The sequence below is a fragment of the Pseudomonas hormoni genome, from assembly GCF_018502625.1.
In the GTDB taxonomy this organism is placed as follows: domain Bacteria; phylum Pseudomonadota; class Gammaproteobacteria; order Pseudomonadales; family Pseudomonadaceae; genus Aquipseudomonas; species Aquipseudomonas hormoni.
Map to the genome: position 1 here is coordinate 3,983,652 of NZ_CP075566.1, position 26,248 is coordinate 4,009,899.

Below are 26,248 nucleotides of genomic sequence, written 5' to 3' on the forward strand. Positions count from 1 at the left end.
AAAGTGGTAGCAGACGACGAGTGCAGTTCGTACTCAATTTTGCTACCGGCCGGATTTAGGGTGATACCCAGTGAATAAAACCCCCATGATTTCCATTGTCGACGACGACAAATCTGGTCGCATAGCGTTGAGCAGCCTTGTGCGCTCGATGGGCTATGAGTCCTGTCTTTTCTCATGTGCCGAAGATTTTCTTGCCTCCGCGGAGCGCCGCGAGACTGACTGCCTGATCACTGATTTCCAAATGCCTGGAATGACCGGTCTGGATCTCCAGGGCAAGCTGGCCAGCGACGGACAGAATATTCCAATCATCTTCATCACTGCTTACCCCGAAGAGTCCGTGCGCAATCGTGCAACCGCGGCTGGAGCGGTCTCTTTTCTTAGCAAGCCATTCGATGGTCAAGTAATCATCGACTGCATCGAGCAGATTTTCACCAGAGGCTGAATCGGCCTGATATTGCGCCCGTCCTCACCCTATCCCCCTGTTGACGCTATTCCCTTCAGCTCCCTCCTCCCCCTCTTCACCCGCAATACCTAACGTAGAACCATCTCCAACCTCATGACATTTTCACCTTCATACACATACTTCTGTATTAGCCACTACCACTCAGGCGCTAAAAATTTCGATCTTATGTAGAAGTGTTCATAAACACCGAAAGTCCTATTCTACATACAAGCCATCGAACAAAGCGCTTCAGATTAAAACTAGAAATTCAGAAACTTCAGTTTTAGTTGGGGCTTACTTACTGCAAAATGACTCAAAAGCATCGAGCGCCAGTTGTCAGTATTTCAAAGGCTCTGCTTGCATTAATTTTTCGCATGTTGAGGCTCATAGCCCAAACGGTGATGATGATGAACAGGAATGATCTTCGCAAAATCGACTTCAGTCTTCTGATCGTATTCGAAACTTTGATGCACGAACGCAACCTTACCCGCGCCGGTGAAAAACTGTTTCTCGGGCAGCCTTCCATCAGTGCTTCTTTGAATCGACTTCGTCAATACTTTAATGACCCGCTCTTTATCCGCATGGGTAGGTCGATGGAGCCGACGAGCCGAGCCTTTGAGATTTTTCAAAGCCTTACTCCCGCCTTGGACAACATGGTCGCCGCACTCGGCAACGTCAGCGAGTTTGATCCTCTGACTAGCAATGCTGTGTTCCGGATTGGCCTTTCGGATGATGTTGAATATTCGTTGCTGCCAGGGATGCTGCGTCAACTGCGCATGGAGGCTCCAGGAGTGAGCTTTGTGGTGCGCCGTACCGATCACTCGATGATGTCCGATCAGCTTTCCACTGGAGAAGTATCGCTTGGTGTATGTCACAGCCGCGAACTTCCGGCCAACGCAAAACGAAAATTTCTTCGTAGCATCTATCCGACTGTACTGAGTTCCCATTCGATCTCTGGTGCCTTCGGCTTAGACGAGTACTGCAATCGCCCACACGTTTCTGTCTCTCTCAATGGCGAATTGACCGACACCATAGACCGGACGTTAAACACTATGGGACGGCAGCGCCAAGTAGTGTTGGCTGTTCCCCAATACAGTGCTCTCAAAACACTCCTTGAAGATACGGACATGATTGCAGTCGTACCGGAGTACGTTGCATCAGCCATGACAAAACAGGGCGGGTTACGGATGGATCCGGTTCCAATGAGTATTCCTGCCCTTGAGCTGTCGCTGGCCTGGAGTGGAACCCTGGACAACGACCCGGGAGAGCGCTGGCTTCGTTCCCGAGTCTGCCATCACCTCTCTGATAGAAGTGGCTCGGTCAGCGAAATAAGCCTTCGAAAAGCAGCTGCATAATGACTCGTAAATAATTAAGCATCTCATAACGAACTACGCACATACATTTCCATTAGTAATATTTACCTGAAGCACGCCCATAGGCAGGACCAATACTACGGATTGCATATCGATCTTGGACGTTATTGACACACTGGATGATTATTGGCAAACACCTGAGCGATGCTTTTTAACGATACTGATCAAAAGACTTTATTGGAGTTAACGTAATGAAACAATCTAGCGTTTACAACGAAGTTAGCATCGCTCTAATCACCGAAATCCTCCACGCCAAAGCCAGCAAAAGGCTGTCTTGGCAAGATTTAGCGGATGGCACTGGACTGGGCTTGGCTTATGTGACAGCGGCATTGCTAGGTCAGCAACCACTGCCCGAAAAGTCGGCCAAGTTGATTGGCGAAAAATTAGAGCTGGATACAGAAATGGTTGCTCTCCTGCAAGTCATTCCTCTAAGCGGACGCCTTATTGGCGTTCCCCGTGAGCCACACATCAACCGCCTCGACGAGACGATCCAGATTTGCTGCTGCACGCTTAAAGCTCTCGCTGACGAACATGTGGCGGCCTGATTAAAGCGACAAACTTTAAAGTTAATACGATGCATGTATAAGGCAGTCGGTGAAGCTTGAATACATTTGACTGTAAGCCTCAATCTAAAAACTGAATTTCTTAGACTGTAATTGTTTATGCGTTTCCACCCTGTGTATCTCCAGGACTACCTTAGATCTTCGAAAAAGTTATTAACAGTACGCCCATATAATTGGAGATTATTCTCATGAAAAAAATTCTGTTTCTCGCCATGATTTTTACCGCTTCACTGTCGGCTTACGCACAACAAGCCACTGCATCACCTACTGTTGTTCCTTACAGTTATGGAATGTACCTAGACATCTCTAAGGTGGTGAACATTTCCCCGATAGCGGATGTTTGCGGCCCTACCTTGGCAGAAATAACCTACAAAGACTCTGAGGGCAAAATTTATATTCTTGGATACAGCGTAATGGGTACCGGCTGCTCCAACTAAGAACCGAGTATCACTACCAGGCCTTATTGTCCGCCATGTGCCATGAATGCCGACTCTATTTAACCGCAGTTCAATTCACACACTATTGGAGTTAAAAATATGCTTACTGTCACCATGTACGCTACCGCCACCTGCCCCTATTGCCAAGCAGCAAGACGCTTGCTTGCCAAAAAAGGAATCCAGTTCAATGAGATTGAAGTGACGTCGGTCGAAAAACGAGTCGAGATGATCAACCGCAGCGGACGCCGGACGGTACCGCAGATTTTCTTTGGTAACTGGCACGTCGGGGGATATGACGATCTGGCTCAACTAGAGGAGGAAAGCGGACTGAATGAGGCGCTCAACTCGCGCGTTGCGTGCTGAGACACCTCAGTAACCAATCGTTTGAACTCCATCTAAACCTACATTCCACCAAAGGATTTTAGCCATGAGTTACCAGTCCTCACTACAATCAGCGCTTCAGAAAGCCAGCAAGCTTGATAGCTTGGGCGTTCACCTGATTCGGATCGCTGTTGCCATCATATTCATTTGGATTGGGGCGTTGAAATTTGCCCCGTACGAAGCGGATAGCATTACACCATTTGTGGCTAACAGCCCGGTTATGTCGTTCTTCTATGAACATCCGACCGAATACAAAGAACACCTTACTCACGAAGGTCAACTCGACCCTGCGAAACGCGCATGGCAGACGCAGAACCACACCTACGCGTTTTCAGACGGCCTTGGTACCGTTGAAATTCTCATCGGCCTAATGGTCCTCACCTACGCCTTCTCACGCCGGTTGGGCATGGTGGGTGCAATACTCGCTTTCCTAACACCTTTAGTAACGCTGTCGTTTTTGATCACAACTCCCGAGGCTTGGGTGTCGAATATTGGTGATGCTCAATATGGTTTTCCTTACCTGTCCGGTGGAGGGAGGCTGGTGCTCAAAGATGTATTGATGCTTGCAGGAGCGGTAGTAATGATCGCGGACTCGGCACGCAAACTCTTGCAACCAACTACCCAGATCAGCAGATGCCCTGCGACAAAAGAGCCAACGCAACAATGGATAGGCTTGCCATAACTAGGTGCTCTGGCCAGCCCCAGGCACGCCGTTGGTCGATAGACGACCTATCGTGCCTGTTTTGCAAATCGGTGGGGCCGCAAGTTCCGGCCCTTGCGGGATTATTTCATTCAACTGAATGGAGTCATCAGATTTTTGCTCCTTCTCATAAACCAATTAGAAGGGGAAACTGAAGGGATGTTCTCATTCGAGACTTCCCTCAGAGTTCTCCGTTCTAGGAGTTCCGAAATGTTCGACAACACGTTCCGTAACTGCACAGATTTGGATGCCGATAAATCCGGCCTTCCTATGCGCGAGCACGAAAGTAGTTTTTTGCTACCGCAAATGATGATGATCCAAGCCATGCCGTCTGGAGTTTCGTGGCAAAAAACGAACTGCTATCAGGTCATGCATAACGCCGAGCCCTCGCACTTTTTCAATCGGCTTATGCACGTACTGAAGCGCCGTATTGCCCCTTAACACTTTTCATAATCTAGCGATGTATAACCCCATCAGGGAACTAAGATGACTTACGACTTCGATCTGTTTGTTATTGGTGCTGGCTCGGGCGGCGTACGGGCGGCTCGGTTTTCCGCGGACTTTGGCGCCAAAGTGGCGGTTGCTGAAAGCCGGTACCTAGGTGGCACTTGCGTAAACGTGGGGTGCGTACCGAAAAAGCTGCTCGTGTACGGTGCCCACTTTTCAGACGATTTTGAACAGGCTAAAGGCTTTGGTTGGAGTACCGGAGAAGCGCAGTTCGACTGGGAAACTCTTATTGCTAACAAGAATCGTGAGATAGAAAGACTCAACGGCATATATCGCAAGCTGCTGAGTAACAGCGGTGTCACTCTATTCGAAGGTCACGCGCGGCTCACTGATGCCCATCATGTGGAAGTCAACGGTAAGCGCTATAGCGCCAAGCAAATTTTGATTGCAACTGGTGGTTGGCCGCAGATACCCGATATCCCTGGGCGTGAGCATGCGATCACGTCCAATGAGGCATTCTTTCTGAAACGGCTGCCTAAGCGGGTACTGGTTGTAGGTGGAGGTTACATCGCCGTTGAATTCGCTGGCATTTTCAATGGCCTGGGCTCCGATACACGACTGCTGTACCGCGGTGACCTGTTCTTACGAGGGTTCGATCAAGCGGTCCGAACTCATTTGGCTGAAGAACTGACCAAAAACGGTGTGCAGCTGGATTTCAAAACGAATATCGTCCAGATCGACAAACAGCCAGACGGAAGCCTCCTCGCGACGCTTGAAGACGGTCGTCAGTTGGAAACAGACAGTATTTTTTACGCCACAGGTCGACGGCCAATGCTCGACAATTTGGGGCTGGAAAACACCTTTGTAGAGCTTAACGATGCAGGCTATATCTCAGTCAACGAAAACTTCGAAACACGCGAACCTTCTATCTTGGCCCTCGGCGATGTAATTGGTGGCGTGCAGTTGACGCCGGTTGCAACGGCGGAGGGTTCAGCGATCGCTCGTCGCTTGTTTAAGCCTGAGCAGTATCGTCCCGTCGACTACCGGCACATCCCGACCGCGGTTTTCAGCCAGCCGAGCATTGGTACTGTAGGTCTGACTCAAGAGCAGGCGACAGCTGAAGGCTTCAATGTAACTATTTACGAAAGTCGCTTCCGTCCAATGAAGTTGACCTTGACTGACTCTGCTGAAAAAACGCTTATGAAACTGGTAGTCGACGCCCGTACCGATAAAGTTTTAGGCGTACACATGGTTGGCCCTGACGCTGGTGAAATCATCCAAGGCTTGGCGATCGCTCTCAAAGCGGGTGCTACCAAGCGCCTGTTCGATGAAACCATAGGCGTTCACCCGACCTCAGCTGAGGAGTTCGTCACGTTACGTACACCGGTCATGGCTTCTTAAGAGTCAGGTTTGGATGCCCACCTTTAGGTCTTCTAATCACGATGCCGTGGGACGGCTGATTAGCTCGGAGCGCATCTCTAAAGGTTCGCAGGATCCCAAATTGATGCGCTCGGCCATAACGACCTCACAGCGCCCTAGTCGATTACACTGCTGGCTATCTACCTCACCTACGAGCGGTTCATGCGATGCTGCTAAGACATTTACGCTATCTGTTAGCGGTCGCTGATAACGGCGGCTTCACGCGGGCGGCCGAGGTTCTCCACGTTTCTCAACCTACCCTTTCGCAACAGATCCGCCAGTTAGAAGAAACGCTCGGCGTTGTGCTATTTGATCGTACCTCGCGAACAGTTACGCCCACAGATGCTGGCCAGGCGTATATCGAATGTGCCCGCCGCGTGCTCGTAGAATTAGCAGCAGGCAAGCGGGCGCTTCACGATGTTAAGGACCTGTCGCGCGGTACTCTAAGACTGGCCATGACCCCGACTTTCATGGCGTATCTAGTGGGGCCAATTGTCCGTGATTACACAGCTAGGTTTCCCAATATCCATCTAGAAATTTTCGAGCTGTCTATGGACGACATTGAAATGGGGCTTGCTGATGACTCACTGGATATCGCCATCGCTTTTGATCATTTTAGAAATCCTGACCTGGAATCAATTCCAGCATTTGTCGAAACGTTGGCGCTGATGGTCGGGCGTGAGCACCCGTTGTACGACTGCCGGAAAGCATTAACGACTGAACAGGTTGCCGAATTGGATTTTGCATTATTGACTCCAGATTTCGCTACCCGGGTATGTATTGATGAGTATTTCACTAAAGCGAAGATCACCCCCAAAGTGGTGATTGAGGTGAACTCAGTAAACACACTACTGGAGGTCATTCGTCACACTGGCGTTGCCACTATCCTTCCAGAGCCCATCGCCACGCAAGATCGGGCACTGTACAAGCTAGAGATGAAAGACAAGGCGCCTCAACGTGGAGCATCGTTGCTAAGACGCAAAAATAATTATCACAATGCGGCGTCGGTGGCTTTCGTGGAATTAGTGCAGGGGACCATAGGTAAATAAGGTCAAAAGGGGGTCTGATGGTCCGCATCAGAGGCCAGAGAAAATCAGCATCTTACATATGGCCCCGACGGATTCATGAGGGGACCCAGCGGCAACCCAGCACTGGAATTTTCCGGCAATGCCGGGTATTGCAACCAAGGCTCACTGTCTAGCCAATGCCGAAGAAAGCCGCTTCTGCTTTGTACGTTGGATCTATCTCGTTGCAACCCACGTCATCCCCTCTAAGCGATGGCCTCCTATGGTGATTGACGCCTACAAAGATAGAAGCTTTCTAGCCCTAAAACGGCTCAAATAACCCACATGGGGCATCCTAAAAAAAACCGCTCATCACTGAGAATATTTAGTGAAGATCAAATCCGTCGCAGTAGGCAATTTCGTGTGGCAGGCGAAGCAGCTATTCACGATTTTTTCACTTGGGTTGGGCTTTCCATTTTCAAACTGCCCGTACCCCCACCCACCTGTACTTGCGTAACGCTTAGAGTCTTTAACCTCGATCTGAACGTTCGTTGGCTCTCCAGCGACGAATGACTGATCTCTACCAAACACGGCATTATTTTGTGGAGAGGATTCGTATTTGTAGGCCAATCTCGCGATGATCGTGCCATCCGGAAATGGCAGAGTCCCTTCCCTGTAAGCCTTCATAGCTATGTCATTTCCCAAGATCACGCGGATGTCGGGCTTCTCACCTTCTTCATGAGCAATGCTGACAAACTGCCAATTACGATAGCCTTCAGGAAGTTTGACTCCGAACACAGGCGATCCTTCCGCGTCTGCACCAGGAGTTGAATCTGCGTGAGCAACAATCGATAGGCCCAATAGCACACCGATGATGCCGGCGGTCGCAGGTAAAACGACAATTTTCCAAGTCATCACACACGCTCCGAGTAGGGCGCTACACGAGTTTCTTCTTGGAACAAATAGCGCCGATATTTATTTCAAGGCGATTAAATTATTGAATGCAGGCCTCACAGCGGAGGAAGGCCATTGAGCTTTCTCCTCTCCTCTTCAGCATGGGACGATGGGCGAATATCTTCCCCCTTTTCGTAAGCCCGAATAACCGCAGGTCGCTTCCCTACTTTCTTCATCCAGGCCACAATGTGAGGGTAATCCGATAGGGTTATTCCCTGTTTACCGTGGATAACGACCCAAGGATAAATTGCCATATCGGCGATCGAGTACTCACCTGCAACGTACGGTCGCTCGGATAACTGCTTCTCAAGCACCCTGTATAAGCGCTCGGTTTCCTTGCTGAAACGGGCTTCCGCAAGCGGTGAACTCTCTGAAGCATAGTGTAGGAAAAAAACCGTCTGGCCCAATATCGGGCCAAGGCTTGCGGCCTGCCAAAATAACCACTGAAGGACTTCAGCAGCGCCTTTAACGTCTTGTGGGAGAAATTGGCGCCTGCGCTGAGCCAGGTACAGCAAAATTGCACCCGACTCAAAGACCGATACACCTGCTTCGCTGTCTACTAATGCGGGTATGCGCTGGTCGGGCGAAATGCGCGTGTACTCAGTTGTAAATTGCTCTCCCTTGGTAATATTGACGGGATGGATGGTATAGGGACGACCCGATTCTTCTAAAAAAATAGCAACCTTCTGACCATTCGCAGTCGGCCAGTAATAATATTCCACGGCACTGGGATCATTAGTCATTGCCTTAGCCTCTGGATGAAATGACGCAAAACTGGATGGGATAGCCGAGAAATTTCGGCAATGCCTTCAAGGCACTTGTGGAGTGTCGTACCACTCAGGCCCAGGCGAAGCGCAGCGCTTTTTCTGCCGGATATATGTGGCGTTCTCTACACTCGTTAATTGCTCTAATAATTGAAATGCGACCTCGGTAGCTGTCCCAGGTCCACTTGATGTAATGATTCGACCGTCAACCACAACGGGCCGATCGACAAAATGAGCGCCAGTTTCGAGCAATTGATTTTTCCGCTTCCCACCCTCTTGGTGGTACGTCGTCGCGTTTTGCCTCTCAACACACCAGCTGCCCCCAGACAAACAGACGCCACGCATACACTGGCGACAATTTTGCCGGCATCAACGAAATCTCGAATGGTCGCAAGGAACGGTTCACTCAGAGCTTCCTCATAAAAACCCGCGGGTTCGAAACCACCCGGCAACGCTAAGGCATCAAACGCGCTTGTATCTAAATCGCTCAGTAAAAAGCTCGGGCAGATTGTGATACCGAAGGTTGTGACGATCCTCTTCCGAAGCCCGGCATTTACCAATTCAAGAGAATCATCACCAAGCAAATCGGCCCAACCGAGCACGTCGGTGAACGCCGCCATTTCCAAAGGCTCAACTCCATTAGCAAGCAACATTAGTACGCTTTTCATCCGGGTGAGCCTCCGCGGCTTCGCGTGAGTGTCTATGGGCGCTAGAAACCATATTCCGCTTTAAAAACAGCGGAGCGAACGACCAAAAAATGGAATCCAATATTCCACCCCTCGAAATGGCGGAATGAATTTTTGGATCCATTAGTAATGCAGGAAAATTCCAATTCTGGCTTGCATCTGCGCCCTCGGCTGTACGCATACTCAAGGCAAGGCGCCCCAATTAACCGCTTGCCCCCCCTCCCCAGCCGGAGGAAAATCAATGAATAGTTAAAAGAATGTTCATTGCCAAGGCAGAGGTACTGACTTCCACTGCTGTACTGACTGTTCGAATAAAACCGGAGAACCTACATACGTGCATGCGCTATCTGGCTTTCAAAGCACGTCTGGTTGCATAGCTGGATGCTTGCGCAGGCCATCTACCACGTGGTCGACAAAGCTGCGCAACCGCATTGAAGCTTTGCGTCTCTCTCTGTAAACAACGTGGACAGGCAAGGAAGGAAGCTCAAAGGGTTGCAGGATTCGCTGCAAACGTCCGCTATTGAGGTAATCGTACAACGGGTAACTCAGACAACGAGTGATACCCGCTCCATGAGCTGTCGCACTAATCGCCGCCTGCACCGTAGCGCAGCTGAGTCGGGTGCGTGCTCTAATGCTGTTCTGCAAGCCCTGATTTTGAAAGTCCCACTGGATGCTATTCCGAAAGGCCTGTGTGCCAATCAACTTGTGTTGTTTAAGGTCGTCTGGACTACACGGCTCACCGTGAGCTTCAAGGTAATCAGGACTGCCACAGACGATCGAACGCACGTACCCCACCGGACGAGCGATCCATGATGAGTTAGGTAAATTCCCAATCAGCACCGCGACGTCCAACGCCTCTTCATTCATGTTCGGGAAGCGATCATGGTAGTGAGTGAATAACTTGATGTCCGGATACATATCCATGTAGTCCGTTAGAAGTGGTGTCATGACATAGCGGCTAAACAACAGCGGGAGCAAAACCGTCAGGTTGCCCTGGGCTTCAATATGCAGTCCCTTTGCCGACGCCTCTGCTATCTCGATCTCTTGTAGGATGTGGGAGCAGTCAGCCATAAACGCTTCCCCTGCTCTGGTCAACACAACCCCCTGCGTACTTCGCTGCAACAATGACACGCCTAGACGTGCCTCCAGCCGCGCTACCGCGCGAACAACAGTAGGGCCAGAAACTTTGAGACGGCGGGCCGCCGCCGCGAGACTAGGTCTATCGGAAAGCGCCTCGAACATGACCATCTCATGGTAGCGGTCCATCACATCTCACCTTCAATGCCGGACTGAAGCGCAATATCACCGCCCAATCGCTCAGTGAGAAATTCCACGAAAGTTCTAATTTTCGCAGGCACCCGATTGCTCTTCTGGTAGACGACTTGTATGGGCAGTGCTGGAGGTTCGTAGTCTTGAAGCACGATCTCCAATGCGCCAGCAGCGACTTGGCTTGCCACCTGGTAGGACAGCACCCGAGTGACACCCCAGCCCTGCGACGCGATATTGATGGCAGCCTGATTAGCCGTTACCACTAACCGTGGGTCAAACCGAAAGCTTAAATTGTTGCCCTCGTTTACAAATTGCCAATCGCTAAGAAGATGGCTCGCAGACGACATTACTATATTGGCTGTACTAAGCTCGCCTGGATGACCAGGTCTTCCGTAACGATCAAAATAGTTAGGTGCACCGCATATTACTTGGCGCACCTCACCCACCTTGATGGCGTGCAGCGTTGCCTCTTGCACGTGCCCAATTCGAATCGCGACGTCGATGCCCTCATCAGCAATGCTGGTCACTCGGTCGACGAGCAATGCACTGAGATGAACCGAGGGATATCGATCGAGATATTCGGCTAATAGTGGAGCGATATACAGTTCTCCAAATAATACCGAAGCCGTTACGGTCAAATGGCCACAAGGCAATGAGTAGCTGCCAGCGGCAGCCTCTTCAGCCTCGCCCACCTCACCTAAAATTCTGCGACAATCCTCTAGGTAGCGCTGCCCTGCCTCGGTCAGGTGCAAGCTACGGGTAGTTCTTGACAACAACTGGGTGCCGATCCGCTCCTCCATTGCCGCGATCACTCGCGTCACGCTGGGTGGAGAAATATTGAGACGTCGGGCTGCGGCAGCAAACCCTTCTTCTTCTGCAACCGCTGTGAATACTTGCATTTCTTGAAAACGATCCATACGTGCCCCGACCTGGTAAAGGACAGCAACTATCCGTAGTGATAAACATCACTTCTCAAAGTCATCAGCCACCCCTAACGCATTTTAAAATGTGCGAGTAAATGAAAAAATTGATGATCTTTGGAGCGTCTGTAGTTAAATTAAATTTGGCAATATGATTTGCGTACCGCTAGCTTCTAATATTCCAATCGTGCTTTTCATATACTCTTTCCTGTCGCTGCACATTCACAAACCGCGGCAACGACGAAACAGTGGTTAACCATTCGCGGACGAGTGGGTAATCAAAAAGGGAGATGTACCCATGCGGCGCATGGGATAAATAGGAATAAGCTGATACGTCCGCTATCGTGGGTTTACCACTCACTAAAAACTTATTTACTGTCAATGCTAGGTTAATTTCTTTGAGCAGTGCCAAGATCCTAATTAAAGGCTCGTCAACTTCACAGTTAGCATCAGAGTTAGTAATCCATCGTTCAGAACCTGCTTTGGAGTCAACATCTTCATCGGTCATAGATAACCAACAAAGCACTCTGGCCAGAACTAGATGGTCCCTTGGCAACCATTGACCGTCGCCGTACGTTGCGGCCAGATATACCAAGATAGCGTTGCAATCAGCCACAACGGTGCCGTCATCATCGATAAAAGGTACTTGGCCAAAGCTGTTACCGGCTAGAAACTCAGGGAGCTGGTGCCCGTCCCCCATCAAGTCGACTGATACCACCTCGGTATGTAAACCTAATAGAGACAGCATTAATTCGACGCAGTGGTACTGATCGGATTTTGGATGGCGGTAGAGTTTGATCGCTTTCTGGGACATCACGTACTCCAAAAATTATCTGAGTGCGACTCCGCGCTTAAGCTCTCGCTCAATCGTCCTCGCTTCTCAAAAACATCGGAATCACCAATAATGACAATCCAGTATTTCATCTGACGAAATTATCGATAATTTCCTAAGAATCTTTTGTAATTACGTCCCTGATTAAGCGTCTTCACGCCGACGCCATGGCGTATCAGCTATTGAGGAAGGGGAATGGGACTTCCCCCTCCTGGTGTAGGTAATTCAAAACTCGTCTAGCGCCAAGGATTAACCTTTGGCGGCCAACACATCTACCTTCTGGATCGATGGTGGCTCCGACAGCAAATAACCGGCCTTCGACATCAACGCTTGGGCAATGGGGCCGTTCAGATGAGCATCCCGGTCCTCATTGTTGGCAAAGGCATCAAAAATACCGAAAACCGATGTGCTCATTTTCAGAGCAAACCAAGAGGTGGTACCTGTCTCCGCGTTTGCCAATGGCAAAGCACTTCTCAGAAAGTCGTCAACCTCCGCTTCCTTGCCTGGCTTAGCTTTCATTTCTACAAACAGGGCTACGCTGACCATCTCAAATTCCTATGCGGGTGGTTGTGATTCCAGTGTAGGAACACTTGAAATCGTCGTATAGTGGCGGGGCCGACAACAAAGGTATCGTTTCCGCCATGAGAATTTATATCCTTGCTCTAGAAGGTGTTTTTGATCTCGGCCTAGCCGCCTTTATGGACGTGCTCGGAACTGCCAGCGAATTAGCCGGAGAAGATCCGACAAAGCGAATGTTGGATGTAACCATCGTGGGGGTGAGACCCGAGGTACACACAGGCCAACGTCTTAGCGTGCCGGTGCACCTTGCGGCAGAATTACCTCAACCAGATCTCGTGTTGGTGCCCGCGCTGTCTTCGAAGATGCCGGAAGGACTTACGCGAGCCCTCGAACAACCCGACGTCGGGGAAGCAGGCCAGTGGTTGAGATGCTGGTCACAGGCCGGAGCAACAATAGCTGCCGCTTGCACAGGCACATTCGTGGTAGCAGAAGCCGGACTGCTAAACGGTCATAGCGCTACTACGTCCTGGTGGCTGTCAGCATTCTTCCGTCACCGTTATCCTCTAGTGATTCTGGATGAAGAGCGGATGCTCGTCTGCTCAGATCCTTTTGTTACTGCGGGAGCTGCAATGGCCCATTTCGATCTTGGTCTGCACGTAGTCAGCCGTCAAAGTCCTACACTTGCTGCGCTATGTGCTCGCTACCTACTTATCGAGACGAGACCATCACAAGCTGCATTCATCATTCCCGATCACATTGCTCACACTGACCCGATAGTCCAGCGCTTCGAGCAATGGGCACGCGATCATCTTGAGTCTGGCTTTTCAGCAGCCGCGGCGGCCGCCACAATCGGCGTGAGTGAGCGAACTCTCGTTCGGCGTATTCAACAAGTTCTAGGCAAGTCACCACTAGCGTGGTTTCAGGATCTACGCGTTGATTACGCAGTTCATCTGCTGCAAACGACAGACTCCAGCGTCGAACAAATTGCTAGCCGCGTTGGTTACGCTGACGGTACAACTCTGCGAACTTTACTACGCCGCAAACTTGGGCAAGGAATACGAGAATTGCGCCAACGCGCTACTCACGTTGCAGTTTTATGATTGATAGTAGGTGCCTATGAGTAATTTTATTTAGGCACCTACTCCCTACTACACTTCTCCCCTTCAAATCACCAAAGCATCATTATCTTTGCTCCATTACGCATATCTGATCTGAATTCGTTTGCTTTTTAATATTAAGATAATGCTACCTGCAATAGCGACCCGCAGCACATCCCCTCAACATCTAAAATAAATGAAGACAAACTAGCCAGCACTATTTTTGCAAATATAATTATCTTTGCGATTAGCACTTCATAACGCCGTTTCACATCTTTTAACTCGTTTCGCGAGAACCTCGCGCCCATAGTCCTATCCGACCGCCGCTCATTATTCAGATCTAGAACATCTGATCGCATAACCAGGCTCTCGGAGCAGAAAATGACAGACAAATCCGTGCTTTCTCAAGATGCAGCAATACGCCGCGGCCTTGTAATGACAGGAATAGGCGTGGCCCTTGTGTCAATGTTACCCAAAGCGGCACAGGCACAAACTGCCTCGCCATCAAAATCTGAATCGGGATCTCATACCATGACATCCAATACCATTACTACCACTGAAGGTGTGGTGCTTTATTACAAAGATTGGGGACCAAAAAACGGTCCAGTCGTGACGCTCAGCCATGGCTGGCCTCTCGATTCTGACAGCTGGGATGGGCAAGCTTTCTTTCTCGCATCCCAGGGCTTCCGAGTCGTCGCGCACGATCGCCGCGGGCATGGCCGTTCAAGCCAACCTTGGGACGGTAACGACATGGATCACTACGCGGATGACCTTGCGACTGTGATCAATACGCTGAATCTGAAAAACGTCACGATCATGGGTTTTTCCACCGGTGGTGGTGAAGTAGCGCGATATGTAGGCCGGCATGGCACCTCCCGCGTTGCAAAGATCTGTCTGATTTCGTCAGTACCTCCACTCATGCTGAAAACTCCTGCGAATCCGGGTGGATTGCCAATCGATGTATTCGATGGGATTCGCGCCGGGATGATCGCGGACCGCTCGCAACTGTTCAAAGATATCCCTGCGGGACCATTTTATGGATTCAACCGGCCCGGGGCAAAAACCTCACAAGGCATGATTGATTCCTGGTGGAGACAGGGAATGGTCGGTGGTTTCAAAAACACATTCGATTCAATCAAAGCGTTTTCGGAAACAGACTTTACCGAAGACCTCAAAAAATTCGATAAACCGACGCTCATCGTCCATGGTGACGACGATCAGATTGTGCCTATCGATGCCGCTGGCAGAGCCTCCAAAAAGCTGGTCCCTAGCGCAACTCTCAAGGTATATGCGGGCGCGCCCCATGGTCTGACTGAGACCCACAGGGAACAACTCAACAAGGATTTACTGGCATTCCTTCATAGCTGAACGTCGTAAACTATGTGGAGAGACATCATGTCTGAGAAATTCCTACCAATCGGCAGACGCTCATTTGTCATGGGTGCAGCAGCGGCAGTGGCAGCAAGTGCTATTCCGTCCGCAATGGCTGCGGACAAACCCGCACAATCGAATCTAGAAAAATATGCTGCCCCAAAGAACCCCGCACTTCCGAAGTCGACGATGAAGCTCGACCTTTCGCGTACCGCTTTGGTGGTCATCGACCCGCAAATCGACTTCATGAGTCCGAAAGGTAAAGCCTGGCCGATGACGGGCGAAAGCGTGACGGAGCAGAATCTAGTCCCCAATCTCCTGCGCCTATTTAAAGCGGCCAAAGCAGCCAATATGACGGTCGCTATCTCGCCGCATTGGTACTGGGGAACGGACCATCACTGGAAAATTCAGGCCCCAGTCGAAGCCATGCAACACGATATGAAGCTCTTTGATGATCGCAAAAACGAGTTAGACGTGGCAGGTTTTGAGAATTCAGGAAGCGATTTCATGCCGGAGTTCAAACCTTACATCATGGACGGCAAGACGTTTCTCTGTTCGCCCCACAAACTATACGGCCCACAGGTTAACGACCTAAACCTACAGCTGCGTAAACAACTCGTCGATCAAGTCATCCTGACCGGCATGCTGGCGAACCTTTGCGTGGAATCTCACATGCGTGAGCTGCTTGAACAGGGGTTCGAGGTCGCAGTGGTACGAGATGCCGTAGCGGGCCCTAAGCTTCCTGAGGGTGACGGGTACCTGGCAGCGATCATCAACTACCGCTTTATGGCAAATGCCGTGTGGACTACCGATGAAGTGGTCGCAATGATGGAAGGCAAGTCTTAGGTATCAATCCTGCCACAGGGTTATGTTGAGCCCTGTGGCAGCATCTCCTAAATGGCACGTAGCACTCCGTAGACTCAACGATTCCAATAACAGTCTGGCTTCACGCATATCTTGGGTGTCATACCCCTCAGTAAACCTTCCAAAAACCGTATGAAGCAATTTTCCAGCCTCATTAATGCGGCCTTGCTTCAGATGCAGTCTGGTTAACGAAATGGCCGTCCGTAATTCCCAAGCCAACGCAGATTGCCGCTCGGCGCATGCCAGAGAGCGGTTCAGATATTGCTCGGCTAGCTCAAAGTCTGGGTCCGGTCGAGCTGCATAGAGGTCCGCGGCGATTCGCAAGACTTCCGGGGTATCGAAGGTCTCTCCGATGTTTTCAATCATCTCCATTGCCCCGCAAACGATTTCCAACGCATTATCAAATCTACCTGTAGCGGCGAAACCCTCCGCGAGGCATCTGATAAACATGGTGGCCAGGACTTGATGATTCTCTACGCTTAACAAGCTCAGGCAACCATTCAACCGTTGAACACCAGCTTCAACGTTGCCTTGGGAATACAAAAGAATGCCTTCTAGGCCCAGCCCTACTGCCAGCTCTGGCTCGAAGGAATTGAGCTTAGCAGTCGAATTAAGCTGATCAATTGTCTGCCGGGCGGCACTCCAATCGCCTGTCCAGAGAAACACCGTGGACACGTAGATAAGTGCCAGGCAAATGGTTGCAGGATGGCGCAGATGATTTGCACGATGGAGAGCTTGTCGACCGAGCTGAACTGCTTGATCCGGGTATCCGCGCAACCAAGAAATCCTAGCCAGAGATGACAACGCTCGAACACGATAGTCATAGCTAAACGAGAAGTCGTCCCCTACTGATTGCGAAAAATACAGATTCCAACCGGCACGAGAATCCTGCGCAGACGACTGATGTTGAATGGCATATTGATCAGCATCTCCCAGCATCCACTGCATCATGGCGATGCCTTTAGGATCTGTAATTTGATCACTCAGCGTCATTGCCTGAAGAGTCGAGAGTTGGAACTCTTGTTGCTCCGCACTCCACGTGAGAGTACTGCTTGAACCACCCAACAATCTGAGCTGACGAAGGGTGTCGCCCAGGTGCTCATCAAATACTTTACTCATACCGCTGGCCGCATTCCCAGAATGGGGCTTTCCTAAAGCGAACATACTGGCGATTGCTACCGCTTCCTGCCAAACAGTTTCCTGAGGGAGACCATTGGGCTGGCAAACCCCGGCGGCGAGGGCTCGCCCACTCCAGCGACGACACTCATCTAGCATGGACAACCCTAAGAATAAAGGCGCTGAAGAGGCTGCAAGACGAATGCCAAGGGAAAGATTCCCTGACTCCGAAAAAGTCCAATCGAGCGTCGAACAGATGTTTCCTAGATACTCTATGTAACGTTGAATGCGCTCGTAATCTGGAAGCGCTTCTCCCTGCACATTGAGACGCTCAAGCAGTGAAACGAGGTAGATAGCATGGCGTTCAGTTGTCGAGTCAAACTCACCAGCGCCGTGTAATTTCTCAAGCGCGTAAGCCCGGGTCGTGTAGGGCAGCCTGTAGCACATCAAGCAATTATTGCTTTCGGCCAAGACCAACGACTTTGTCACCAATCGTCCTATTGCATCGATAACCATCATCTCATGGCCTTGAGGAGCTACCACTTGAGTCGCAACCTCTAGGGAGAATTTGCCAGTCAAGACGGATAACCGGCGTAGCACCATAGCTTCGTTAGCGGATAAGAGATCGAAGCTCCAATCGATCATTGCGTTTAACGTTTGGTGCCGAGACATTGCATTGCGACGCCCTTCCCAAAATAGGCTAAATCGATTTTTGAGCAGTTCAGCGATGCCCTGAATTCCGTAGGCTGGAACCTGACCGGCGCCCAGTTCAATTGCTAGCGCTATGCCGTCGAGTTTTCGACAGATGTGAGCCACCACTCGAGCATCGTTATCGCTGAGGGCAAACGCACTTTGATTATGAGCAACACGTTCAACGAACAATTGCACGGCCGAGAATGTCATGGCATCGACGGCTGTCAGATCAGCTTGCTCGGGCGGACAGGCCAGAGAGCCCAAGCGGTAAATATGTTCGCCCTCCGCTCGTAATGGTTCTCGGCTGGTAACCAAAATGTGAGTGTGTTCTGCCTGCCCAAAGAGCGTTTCTGCCAAGCAAGTGACTGCATCGATTACATGGTCACAGCTATCAAACACGACCAACAGACGCATGTCTCGTATGAGGCCCACTAACGTTTGCAGTGGCTCGGCTTCTTGGTACTGCACACCTACCGCCGCCGCGAGAGTTCCAGGCAGCATACTGGAATCAGTAATTGCGCTCAGATCCAGGAAGATAACCATGCCTTCAAATTGCGATCTGAAATGGTGAGCAACCGCTATTGCTACGGTTGTTTTACCCATCCCTCCGAGACCGCTAATAGTGACGAAACGGTGTTGCTTTATTAGGTCCGAGATCTCCTTCACGGTGTCGTCACGACCTACCATTCGCACCAGGCGTGGAGGTAACTCGCCAGCCGGAATCGACTGAGTCGTGGCTGCATTTTCAACATCGAGGGGAGCAAGTGTAACGGGGGCCACAAAGCTATAACCGTGGCCCGGAATATTAACGACATAGCTCGTACTTGTTTCTGGGCACGCCAAAGCTTTGCGTAATGCATAAACATGTACACGTATGCAGCTGTCATCCACTACTACGCCCTTCCACACCATCTGAACGAGGTCGCGGGTGGTGATCACGTCACCAGCGTGGGCGACGAGAGCGATGAGCACGTCTAAAGCTCGGCTACCCAACTCGACTTGCTGTCCGTTCCTAAGCAGCCGTCTCTTTGACGGAAACAGTTGGAATTGACCGAACCTGATGGCGCAAGAATTCTGCATTTCTGTAGAGTTTTTCATGGGATTGATCATGATTCGCAGCCCCACGCGCAGAGGCACGAAAAGCCGAAATCTAACGACGGAACGATTGCGATAACACCTGAGGCTTTGGTCATGATGGTCACTGGCGACGAATGAACGAACATGGGCAACTCATTCTGTAGCTTCCGTGACTCCAGTTCTAAGCGCGCCTTTTTTAGGTCCATCGATGCAAACTTCCCACGGTGCAGTGTAGGCATGGCACAGCATTCGAGCGGCGGTTGACTCACATTCTCGGACGATCGGGGCTGAGCTGTTACCGCCAGCCCCAATCGCAGGGTACAGATGCGCTTTTTCTGCTCCTTCAATTGGTCTGGCACCCCCCCCCTTCCTCCATGTACGTTGCAACACGCCGCGCCCCCAGGGAGTCTTGATAAACCATTTCAACAGGCACGACCCCACATGCGAACCTAATGTCTGTAACGCTGATTATTTTTGCCACATCCGTAGGTACACCAGTGCGGGCTGTCTGCACATCATTGGCGGCAAACGCGCTACTGGCAGCAATGGTCAAGAATAGAGTAATCATAAATTTCATGGCATTTCCTCTCGTAAGGTTGGGCGGTTCTAGCCAGTCGCTCGCGAAGGCATTGGTGCGTCTGCTGCTCCATCAATCAGAGAAAGCTCCACACGTACCTCTTCGAGCATTAAGTGGCCGCCACAAGGCAAGAAGGCCAAACCTGAATCGGCATCAATGAGAACAAAGACCCTAGGCGTGGTGATCATTACGCTCAAAGTTACGAGAGACATATCAAAGGCTACTGCACCACCGAGCCAGTCGGCACATCGAAGTCGGCTTGCAAATCACAGACATCCCGAAATCAAGATTCGATTAATCCCTACGCGGGAAGTAGCCATAGGTGATATGAAAGTCTGCTAAGCTCACTTATCACTCTCAATTCACCTTCACATATCAGATTAGCTTTGTATTTTGTGAACGATCAGGAATGTACAACCTGGACGTACAATTCGCGACAAAAGGTATAGTTTTCCGATCCTCTGCGGCGTTACTAACGTGATTACTCCATACCGCGAAATAATTGCCGAGGTTCATATCACTAGTTGGTGCTACGAGCGAGACATGCACATTACAGTACAGCAAGCGAAATAACTGACACCAATTATTTTGAAAAAATTAGCACTACAGATTAGTGAGCAGATTCATCAAGGCATGAAAACAATATTCATTAAAAACTTCAGCCTTAATTTATTGATTTAGAATAAAAAACCCCGACACACTAAAGTATTCGGGGCGATTTACGATTTAGCATGCTATTTTTTCAATGTGTCATACGCTTCAAGGGTGCGCAGTGAGTAGATATACGCAGCACCGGCGTTCATCTGGACCGCGGTAGCCAAGGTCGCGGCAATTTCTTCACGAGTCGCGCCAGCCTTAATTGCCTCATCGGTGTGAGCACCAATACAGCCATCGCAACGCGTAGTGACAGCGACGGCAATCGAAATCAGTTCGCGCGTCTTGGCATCCAGAACGTTGTGTTCAGAGGAGGCCTCGGCGAGGGCCATATAGGCCTTGACCATCTTTGGATTACTTTTGCCCAGCGATCCAAAGGCTTTTTGGATGGTAGGCAGCATTTCAGACCAGTTTACGAACATTGATTAAGCTCCTGAGCGGGGTTGGGTTGTACTGTTTCGACACGCTCAGTTTTCTACAAGGACGAGGTTCACGTTTGTTCGATCGGCTCACTTTTTGTCGCGAGCAACTCAAAATGAATTCGATAGAAAAGCTCATCAGTTTGGCCAACGTACGTGGAAGTCTCAATTTGCGCTGTCAATTTGAGGGCGATTGGGCCCGCGAGCATGAACAGGAACCACTGGGAAAAGCGCCTTATCACATCGTTTTAGTCGGAGAATGTCGCGTCGATTTCCCCAACGGCAAAAGTGTGCCAATGCGCGCGGGCAACATTTTGCTCCTACCAACAGGGCTCCCCATGTGATGCTCAGCTTGGGCAACACCGCGGCGCCGACATCGCCGAGAATCACTAATGGAGGTGCCGTCCCCACCTATCGCATTGGTGGACCTAGTAGCGACTTCGATATGCTCTGCGGCAGCTTCCACTTCAACCGTACTTCTCTGCTTTTCGCAGCGCTGCCTAGTTATTTGGTGATACCCACTGCTTGTGGGCCGCTATCAGCATTGGTTGAGATGCTGCGCAGTGAAGCTGAAGGCCAGGAAATCTGCTCCAGTTTCATGCTCGATGCACTGTCTCAAGCGTTGTTCACCCTTGTCCTGAGAGCACATCTCACAAGTGATGGTCATACCACCGGTTCATTGGCTTTGCTTAATGACAAACGGCTCTGCCGCGCATGGCAAGCGATGCTAGCCGACCCACCGTTCGAGTGGACAATTGAGTGTCTTGCCGAATTAGCGAGCATGTCACGAGCGACTTTTGTTCGCACGTTTGTGCGGATCGCCGGCGCGGCGCCATGGGCTCTGTTGACCCAAGTAAGAATGGAGTTAGCGATCAATTTACTGCGTCTCTCTCACCTAGGATTGAGTGACATTGCAGTAAGCGTTGGGTATCAATCGCAATCGGCGTTCAGCAAAAAATTCAAGGAGTTTTATGGGGAGGCACCTGCAAAGGTGCGGCGCGAAATTTAGCTTCCCCATATCTCAACCAGTCGGGCCAAAGTCTTGCGTTGGTCCTAATGGATACGTGCTGCCTGCGATACAGCAAAAGTATCCTCTAGCATTCGAAAGCTAGTGATCAACCTATCGCTGATCTCCAGCACAAGGACGAACGACGTTTCAATGAGTTTTCCAGTGGCATTGACCCGCGATGCGAGCGTACCTAGGATCATTGCACGATGATCATTCGCCAAAATATCCTGGATAACCAGACTCTCGCTTGTAAGCAGAGCCGCAGTGTCTCTCACGAAATTTACTATTGCCTCTTTGCCTTGGTGCTTACCCAGCCAAGGTAATGCCCCTACGTCACCCGCAACCTCCCACTCCGCATTCTCAGCGAATTGGAGCGCAAGCGCTTGAGCGTCGCCGCTGGCCAGCTTCTGCAAAAAAAAATGAGCGAATTCTAAGTTGGTTTGCCCGTTCATCGTCTTTAGACCCTAATTGACTACTCTACTTTCTTCTCGAACAACCACTTAGCTCTGTAGCAATACTCACATCACTAGTTGCGTACACAGTGGCGCTCATCCCCAGTAAAACCTATCATCATCTTCACCTAAAAAATCAGGATCGACGTAAATATGCAGACGTGAAATTAAAGTCCCTGTGAATTCGAAAACATTACAAAACCTTCCTTCGGACCGCCCATCAACCGGCCAGTTTTCTCCATTCTTCGCCACACCACTCTCGGTGCCCTCTACAACTACTATTCGCCCACTTGCAATGTAGTTATAGGTATCAATATCGTGTTTCAGGCTATTAAGCTTGCTCATCAGCCCTTGAACAAACGCGACGACTTGTTCCTTTCCTGTGCGAGTACCAAATTTTGGAAAAAACAGCTGAACATCGTCACTGAATAGATCTAGGATAGATGGATCACCAGCATCAGCCTTACCAAAGTAGAGCTTGGTAATATCAATCAGCTCTTTACTATCATTTACATTTGTCATCTCAGCACCCGAATAGGTTATTTGCAGCATAAGATCATCGTAGACAGACTTCCTAGATAATCAAATCTTCCACCATAACCCTGTCGATCTAAATTACATAAATACTGGGAAAACTTGCGTTTTCCCAGTCTTCACACAATCAGATCTGTGCAATACCGCCATCTACGAACAATTCACTGCCGTTCACGAAGCTTGAATCATCGGATGCCAGGAATACAGCCGCTTTGGCAATCTCATCAGGATCGCCAACACGGCCCATTGGAATCAACGAAGCGAAGTGGTCCAGCATGCCTTGTTGATGCGCTTCATCCGGACCAGCGAGACCAACGAGACCTGGGGTCTTGATCGGGCCAGGGGTAAGGCAATTCACGCGAATGTCTTGGCCTTTCAAGTCAAGAATCCAATTGCGTGCGAACGATCGAACAGCAGCCTTCGAAGCTGCATAGACACTGAAATCTGGAGTGCCGCCGCTAGCCGCGGTCGATCCGGTCAGAATCACCGAAGCGCCCTTTGACAAAAGTGGCAGCGATTTTTGTACTGTGAAGAGCACTCCTTTCACGTTTCGGTCGAACGTATCATCGAAATGATCTTCGGTGATGTCTTTCAAATTGCGCAGCTCACCGCCGCCGGCGTTTACGAACAGCACGTCGACCCGACCATGCTGAGCTTTCACTTCATTGAACAGTTCGTCCAATTCTTCTAGCTTCGTGGAATCAACGCGTACAGCGGTCGCGTTATTACCGATGGCCAGCGCAGCAGCGTCTAGCTCAGCTTGACGCCGACCCGTGATGTATACGTGAGCGCCTTCCTTAGCGAAGCGGATGGCAGTGGCCAAACCGATACCAGTGGACCCACCAGTGACAATGGCAACTTTGCCTTCGAGCTTGCGTGACATTCGATGTTCCTCAGAAAAGCGCAAAAAAGCGCATGCCCAAAGAATATCGACGAACCCTACCTTTCCAAATAGAATTGATTGCAAACCATCGTTGCAGAAATGTTGATGTCCAAGATGCCGGATTTCGAAGGATTGGCAATGTTCGCGAAGGTCGCAGAGGAGCGTTCCTTTGCCGCCGCGGCCAGAGTATTGGGTGTCTCAGTCGCCACCGTTTCCCGAGGTGTTAGCCGCCTTGAAGACAGGCTTGGTGCCCGTCTATTGAATCGAACCTCTCGACAGCTCGCCCTTACAGAGTTCGGTCGTAGCATTGCCGAAAACGCCAGTCGGCTTTATCGAGATGCAGAGCTAACTGAAGGCTTCGCGAGGGAGCTTTCATCGCGCCCGCGAGGACTTGTGCGGCTCGCGATTCCAATGACGTTTGGCGTACGTTGGGTAGCCCCAATCATTCCGGAGTTTCTCCTCAATTACCCCGATATCTCGATTGACCTTCATCTATTCGATGGTGCAGTTGATCTGATCGGCGAAGGCTTTGATGCTGCAATTCGAATCGCGGTGTTACCTGACTCATCTCTGGTCGCTCGAAGGCTCTGTCCAGTTTCACGATATCTGGTCGCTTCCCCCGCCTACCTTGAGCAGTATGGCCTTCCGGATCACCCGCATGACTTGATGGGAAGAAATTGCCTGGGCTACGCATACCGCGCACAAAGTGACGTATGGCGCCTTAGCAATGCAGCTGGGGACGAAACCAGCGTTGCACCTTCGGGCTCGTTGCGCGTTACCAATATCGAAGCTTTGCTACCCGCAGTACTGGCCGGGCTCGCGATTGCCGAGCTGCCAGAATTCGTCGCAAGTGAATATCTGCGCGATGGACGGCTTCAGGTGATTCTGCCTGAATGGCATTTTCAGGAGGGCGGGCTTTACTTTGTCACCCCTTCGGGGCACTCGCGTCCGGCAAAAGTCGACGTGCTAGCTGAGTTCCTCGTAAAGAAGCTATCCTATCCATCTTGGCTCTGGGAAAGTCCGACCTAGGCTTTAAACGCCCTACCCTGCCTACTGATCCCCCTTCCTATCCCAGCGATTCATGAAACCTCAGTCCGTGGGCGTGTGATCGCCCGATCACAAATGCCATTGAGGTCCATTCTTGCCGAAAATATCAATCGGTATTCCAGCAATCGGTATGACGTGTCGCTAATTCTGGTAGTGCTCTGCTGCTACCCTTTATTAGATAGCTCCCCAAAAAACCAGTAACCCGCATAAGGTCATTCTTCAAGCGGCTAGGAGGCCATTTTTTTCAATCAGCGCCGACTCCCCTGGAGCTTTTATGAAAAGCAAAAACCTACCAGCCGCCATAATTTTCACGTGTTTCTCGATTGGTGCCGATGCAGCTGACCCAACAGCGCATGGGTTCATAGAGGACAGTCGAGCGACTGTCAGCTCTCGCACGATGTACTACTCAAACGACAATCACGATGGCGGATTCGACCAGCGCGAAGCCGGTACGGCACTTAATTTAAATTTCGTATCGGGCTTTACTCAAGGCACGGTTGGTTTTGGGCTAGATCTGGAGTCGTCCGTTGCCGTTCACCTGGATGGAGGTAGGGGCCATCACCCTGACAATGCCAACACCTTCTTCCCAAGCGACTCTGACGGCTCTTCCGCTCATTCATGGGACAGAGCAGGCGCGAACATAAAAGCGCGATGGTCAAAAACAGAACTAGCGGTGGGTAATATCTTCACGCCAAACCTACCCATACTGACTAATACAGATGCACGGCTCGTGTCTCAGAACTTTGGAGGCGGCGTGATCACGTCCAAAGAGTTCGATGGGCTGACGCTCACTGCCGGTAAATTTGACCAGTCTGCTGGCCGGGCAACCAGTAACCCAACGGGGCTGGCGGTTGCGGGCGGCACCAAGGACTCCAACGATTTTCGTTTCGCCGGTGGTGATTGGAAGGCAACAAAGGACCTGATGTTCCAATACTATTTCGCAAGGCTCGAAAACTATTACAAACAAAATTACTTGGGCTTGGTCCACGTGTTGCCGCTTGGGGCTGATCAGTCGTTCAAGACTGACCTTCGCTATTTTGACAGTAGCTCTGACGGAAAAAACGGTGAGCCCGGGTACCGTTTCAATAACAACAACGGTTATGCAAGACACCCCGGCGAGGTAGATAACAAAACCTGGAGTGCCATGTTCACCTACACCCTCGCAGGTCACGCGCTGATGCTTGGGCACGTAAGCGTGAGCGACGACGGGGGATTCGTGTGGTTAGACCAAGGCACTGTTACAGACGGTCGAAATCGGCCTGAGGGTAATGGAGGGTCCACCTTTTACCTATTCACCAAAGCTATGGTTGGCACCTTCTCCCGCGCTGGCGAACAAACGAGCTTTGGTCAGTATTCCTATGACTTTGCAAAGGTGGGAGTACCTGGGTTGAAGGCTTCGGTTGCGTACTTGAGAGGCGAAGACATCAAAAATCCTAGAGGTGGCAGCGATCTGTCCGAATGGGAGCGTGACCTGAGGATCGACTACAGCATTTTAAACGGGCCGCTAAAGGGATTTAGTACAACGCTGCGCCATGGCACCTATCGCAGTGACAACACTGGCATACCCAACACTGACCAGACCCGCTTGATTTTCAACTACAGCTACGCCTTCTTTTAAGCCACCTATCAGCTCACCAACGAGCAGGCATTACTCTTGCCGAAATTGTCATGCAGCATTCCGAAAATCGATATGACGCCGCACCTCTCGTGACGTGTCTCGACTGCTACGCTATTGGTTACTACAA

The 26,248-nt window shown here is 50.6% G+C and carries 25 protein-coding genes and 4 pseudogenes; 15 read left to right on the top strand and 14 right to left on the bottom strand.

Features of this window, described 5'->3' with window-relative positions:
• The first annotated feature begins 70 nt into the window (after positions 1-70).
• The 9 genes and pseudogenes from KJF94_RS18540 to cynR all read left to right on the top strand — a co-directional run bounded on the left by KJF94_RS18540 (position 71) and on the right by cynR (position 6,811).
• Positions 71-442: a response regulator transcription factor gene (locus KJF94_RS18540; RefSeq protein ID WP_214377724.1), complete on the top strand. Its 372-nt coding sequence runs from the start codon at positions 71-73 to the stop codon at positions 440-442.
• 407 nt (positions 443-849) lie between these two features.
• Positions 850-1,797: a LysR family transcriptional regulator gene (locus tag KJF94_RS18545; protein ID WP_214384903.1), complete on the top strand. Its 948-nt coding sequence runs from the start codon at positions 850-852 to the stop codon at positions 1,795-1,797.
• A 209-nt stretch (positions 1,798-2,006) separates the two neighbouring features.
• A pseudogene (locus KJF94_RS18550) lies at positions 2,007-2,398 on the top strand (cyanase); the annotation flags it as partial.
• 168 nt (positions 2,399-2,566) lie between these two features.
• Positions 2,567-2,815 (top strand): DUF2790 domain-containing protein, encoded by a 249-nt coding sequence (locus KJF94_RS18555; RefSeq protein WP_214377728.1) that lies wholly within the window; start codon positions 2,567-2,569, stop codon positions 2,813-2,815.
• Positions 2,816-2,914: 99 nt separating this feature from the next.
• The gene (gene grxC, locus KJF94_RS18560) at positions 2,915-3,178 is read left to right on the top strand and encodes a glutaredoxin 3 (protein ID WP_214377730.1); all 264 of its coding nucleotides are present in this window, start codon (positions 2,915-2,917) and stop codon (positions 3,176-3,178) included.
• A gap of 64 nt (positions 3,179-3,242) precedes the next feature.
• Positions 3,243-3,878: a reactive chlorine resistance membrane protein RclC gene (gene rclC, locus KJF94_RS18565; RefSeq protein WP_214377732.1), complete on the top strand. Its 636-nt coding sequence runs from the start codon at positions 3,243-3,245 to the stop codon at positions 3,876-3,878.
• A gap of 228 nt (positions 3,879-4,106) precedes the next feature.
• Entirely contained in the window at positions 4,107-4,337 is a 231-nt protein-coding gene (locus tag KJF94_RS18570; RefSeq protein WP_214377734.1) for a hypothetical protein, read from the top strand.
• Positions 4,338-4,382: 45 nt separating this feature from the next.
• Positions 4,383-5,744: a glutathione-disulfide reductase gene (gene gorA, locus KJF94_RS18575; protein WP_214377736.1), complete on the top strand. Its 1,362-nt coding sequence runs from the start codon at positions 4,383-4,385 to the stop codon at positions 5,742-5,744.
• A gap of 185 nt (positions 5,745-5,929) precedes the next feature.
• On the top strand, positions 5,930-6,811 hold the full coding sequence (gene cynR, locus KJF94_RS18580) for a transcriptional regulator CynR (protein WP_214377738.1): 882 nt from the start codon (positions 5,930-5,932) through the stop codon (positions 6,809-6,811).
• Between the two features lie 327 nt (positions 6,812-7,138).
• Here cynR and KJF94_RS18585 read toward each other — a convergent pair whose 3' ends face one another.
• From KJF94_RS18585 to KJF94_RS18615, 7 genes and pseudogenes are all read right to left on the bottom strand, one after another.
• Positions 7,139-7,681 carry a cytochrome P460 family protein gene (locus KJF94_RS18585; RefSeq protein WP_214377740.1) on the bottom strand — a complete coding sequence of 181 codons (543 nt, stop codon included), beginning with the start codon at positions 7,679-7,681 and terminating at the stop codon, positions 7,139-7,141.
• A 95-nt stretch (positions 7,682-7,776) separates the two neighbouring features.
• Entirely contained in the window at positions 7,777-8,463 is a 687-nt protein-coding gene (locus KJF94_RS18590) for a glutathione S-transferase family protein (RefSeq protein ID WP_214377742.1), read from the bottom strand.
• Between the two features lie 66 nt (positions 8,464-8,529).
• Positions 8,530-9,152 (bottom strand): annotated as a pseudogene (locus tag KJF94_RS30435) (DJ-1/PfpI family protein).
• A gap of 372 nt (positions 9,153-9,524) precedes the next feature.
• On the bottom strand, positions 9,525-10,436 hold the full coding sequence (locus KJF94_RS18600) for a LysR family transcriptional regulator (RefSeq protein ID WP_214377744.1): 912 nt from the start codon (positions 10,434-10,436) through the stop codon (positions 9,525-9,527).
• Positions 10,436-11,356, bottom strand: coding sequence for a LysR family transcriptional regulator (locus KJF94_RS18605; RefSeq protein WP_214377746.1), 921 nt, complete (start codon positions 11,354-11,356; stop codon positions 10,436-10,438). The genes KJF94_RS18600 and KJF94_RS18605 overlap by 1 nt, the downstream gene beginning before the upstream one ends.
• A 169-nt stretch (positions 11,357-11,525) precedes the next feature.
• Entirely contained in the window at positions 11,526-12,173 is a 648-nt protein-coding gene (locus KJF94_RS18610; protein ID WP_214377748.1) for a glutathione S-transferase family protein, read from the bottom strand.
• Positions 12,174-12,440: 267 nt separating this feature from the next.
• Complete coding sequence (locus KJF94_RS18615; RefSeq protein ID WP_214377750.1) at positions 12,441-12,737, bottom strand: putative quinol monooxygenase; 297 nt, start codon at positions 12,735-12,737, stop codon at positions 12,441-12,443.
• A 95-nt stretch (positions 12,738-12,832) separates the two neighbouring features.
• On the opposite strand from KJF94_RS18615, the gene KJF94_RS18620 reads away from it, so the two are divergent.
• The 3 genes from KJF94_RS18620 to KJF94_RS18630 all read left to right on the top strand — a co-directional run bounded on the left by KJF94_RS18620 (position 12,833) and on the right by KJF94_RS18630 (position 16,024).
• Positions 12,833-13,810, top strand: coding sequence for a GlxA family transcriptional regulator (locus tag KJF94_RS18620; protein ID WP_214377752.1), 978 nt, complete (start codon positions 12,833-12,835; stop codon positions 13,808-13,810).
• A 432-nt stretch (positions 13,811-14,242) separates the two neighbouring features.
• On the top strand, positions 14,243-15,175 hold the full coding sequence (locus tag KJF94_RS18625) for an alpha/beta fold hydrolase (protein ID WP_375379895.1): 933 nt from the start codon (positions 14,243-14,245) through the stop codon (positions 15,173-15,175).
• Positions 15,176-15,289: 114 nt separating this feature from the next.
• Positions 15,290-16,024 (top strand): cysteine hydrolase family protein, encoded by a 735-nt coding sequence (locus KJF94_RS18630; protein WP_250548318.1) that lies wholly within the window; start codon positions 15,290-15,292, stop codon positions 16,022-16,024.
• A 3-nt stretch (positions 16,025-16,027) separates the two neighbouring features.
• Here KJF94_RS18630 and KJF94_RS18635 read toward each other — a convergent pair whose 3' ends face one another.
• From KJF94_RS18635 to KJF94_RS18650, 4 genes and pseudogenes are all read right to left on the bottom strand, one after another.
• Positions 16,028-18,961 carry an ATP-binding protein gene (locus tag KJF94_RS18635; protein WP_214377756.1) on the bottom strand — a complete coding sequence of 978 codons (2,934 nt, stop codon included), beginning with the start codon at positions 18,959-18,961 and terminating at the stop codon, positions 16,028-16,030.
• Positions 18,962-19,271: 310 nt separating this feature from the next.
• Positions 19,272-19,505, bottom strand: a complete 234-nt coding sequence (locus tag KJF94_RS18640; RefSeq protein ID WP_214377758.1) for a DUF2790 domain-containing protein — start codon at positions 19,503-19,505, stop codon at positions 19,272-19,274.
• A gap of 29 nt (positions 19,506-19,534) precedes the next feature.
• Positions 19,535-19,741, bottom strand: a pseudogene (locus KJF94_RS30620) (hypothetical protein); the annotation flags it as partial.
• Between the two features lie 498 nt (positions 19,742-20,239).
• Complete coding sequence (locus KJF94_RS18650; RefSeq protein WP_214377762.1) at positions 20,240-20,581, bottom strand: carboxymuconolactone decarboxylase family protein; 342 nt, start codon at positions 20,579-20,581, stop codon at positions 20,240-20,242.
• 113 nt (positions 20,582-20,694) lie between these two features.
• On the opposite strand from KJF94_RS18650, the pseudogene KJF94_RS18655 reads away from it, so the two are divergent.
• Positions 20,695-21,587, top strand: a pseudogene (locus KJF94_RS18655) (AraC family transcriptional regulator).
• A gap of 44 nt (positions 21,588-21,631) precedes the next feature.
• Here the strand turns inward: KJF94_RS18655 and KJF94_RS18660 are convergent.
• From KJF94_RS18660 to KJF94_RS18670, 3 genes are all read right to left on the bottom strand, one after another.
• Complete coding sequence (locus KJF94_RS18660) at positions 21,632-22,039, bottom strand: nuclear transport factor 2 family protein (protein ID WP_214377764.1); 408 nt, start codon at positions 22,037-22,039, stop codon at positions 21,632-21,634.
• Between the two features lie 96 nt (positions 22,040-22,135).
• Entirely contained in the window at positions 22,136-22,591 is a 456-nt protein-coding gene (locus KJF94_RS18665; RefSeq protein WP_214377766.1) for a nuclear transport factor 2 family protein, read from the bottom strand.
• Positions 22,592-22,700: 109 nt separating this feature from the next.
• A complete protein-coding gene (locus KJF94_RS18670) occupies positions 22,701-23,456 on the bottom strand; it encodes an SDR family oxidoreductase (RefSeq protein ID WP_214377768.1) in 756 nt (251 codons plus the stop codon).
• A gap of 105 nt (positions 23,457-23,561) precedes the next feature.
• Between KJF94_RS18670 and KJF94_RS18675 the strand changes: the two genes are divergently transcribed.
• Together KJF94_RS18675 and KJF94_RS18680 are read left to right on the top strand one after the other, a co-directional pair.
• Positions 23,562-24,485, top strand: coding sequence for a LysR family transcriptional regulator (locus KJF94_RS18675; protein ID WP_214377770.1), 924 nt, complete (start codon positions 23,562-23,564; stop codon positions 24,483-24,485).
• 292 nt (positions 24,486-24,777) lie between these two features.
• A complete protein-coding gene (locus KJF94_RS18680; RefSeq protein WP_214377772.1) occupies positions 24,778-26,121 on the top strand; it encodes an OprD family outer membrane porin in 1,344 nt (447 codons plus the stop codon).
• The last annotated feature ends 127 nt before the right edge of the window (positions 26,122-26,248 follow it).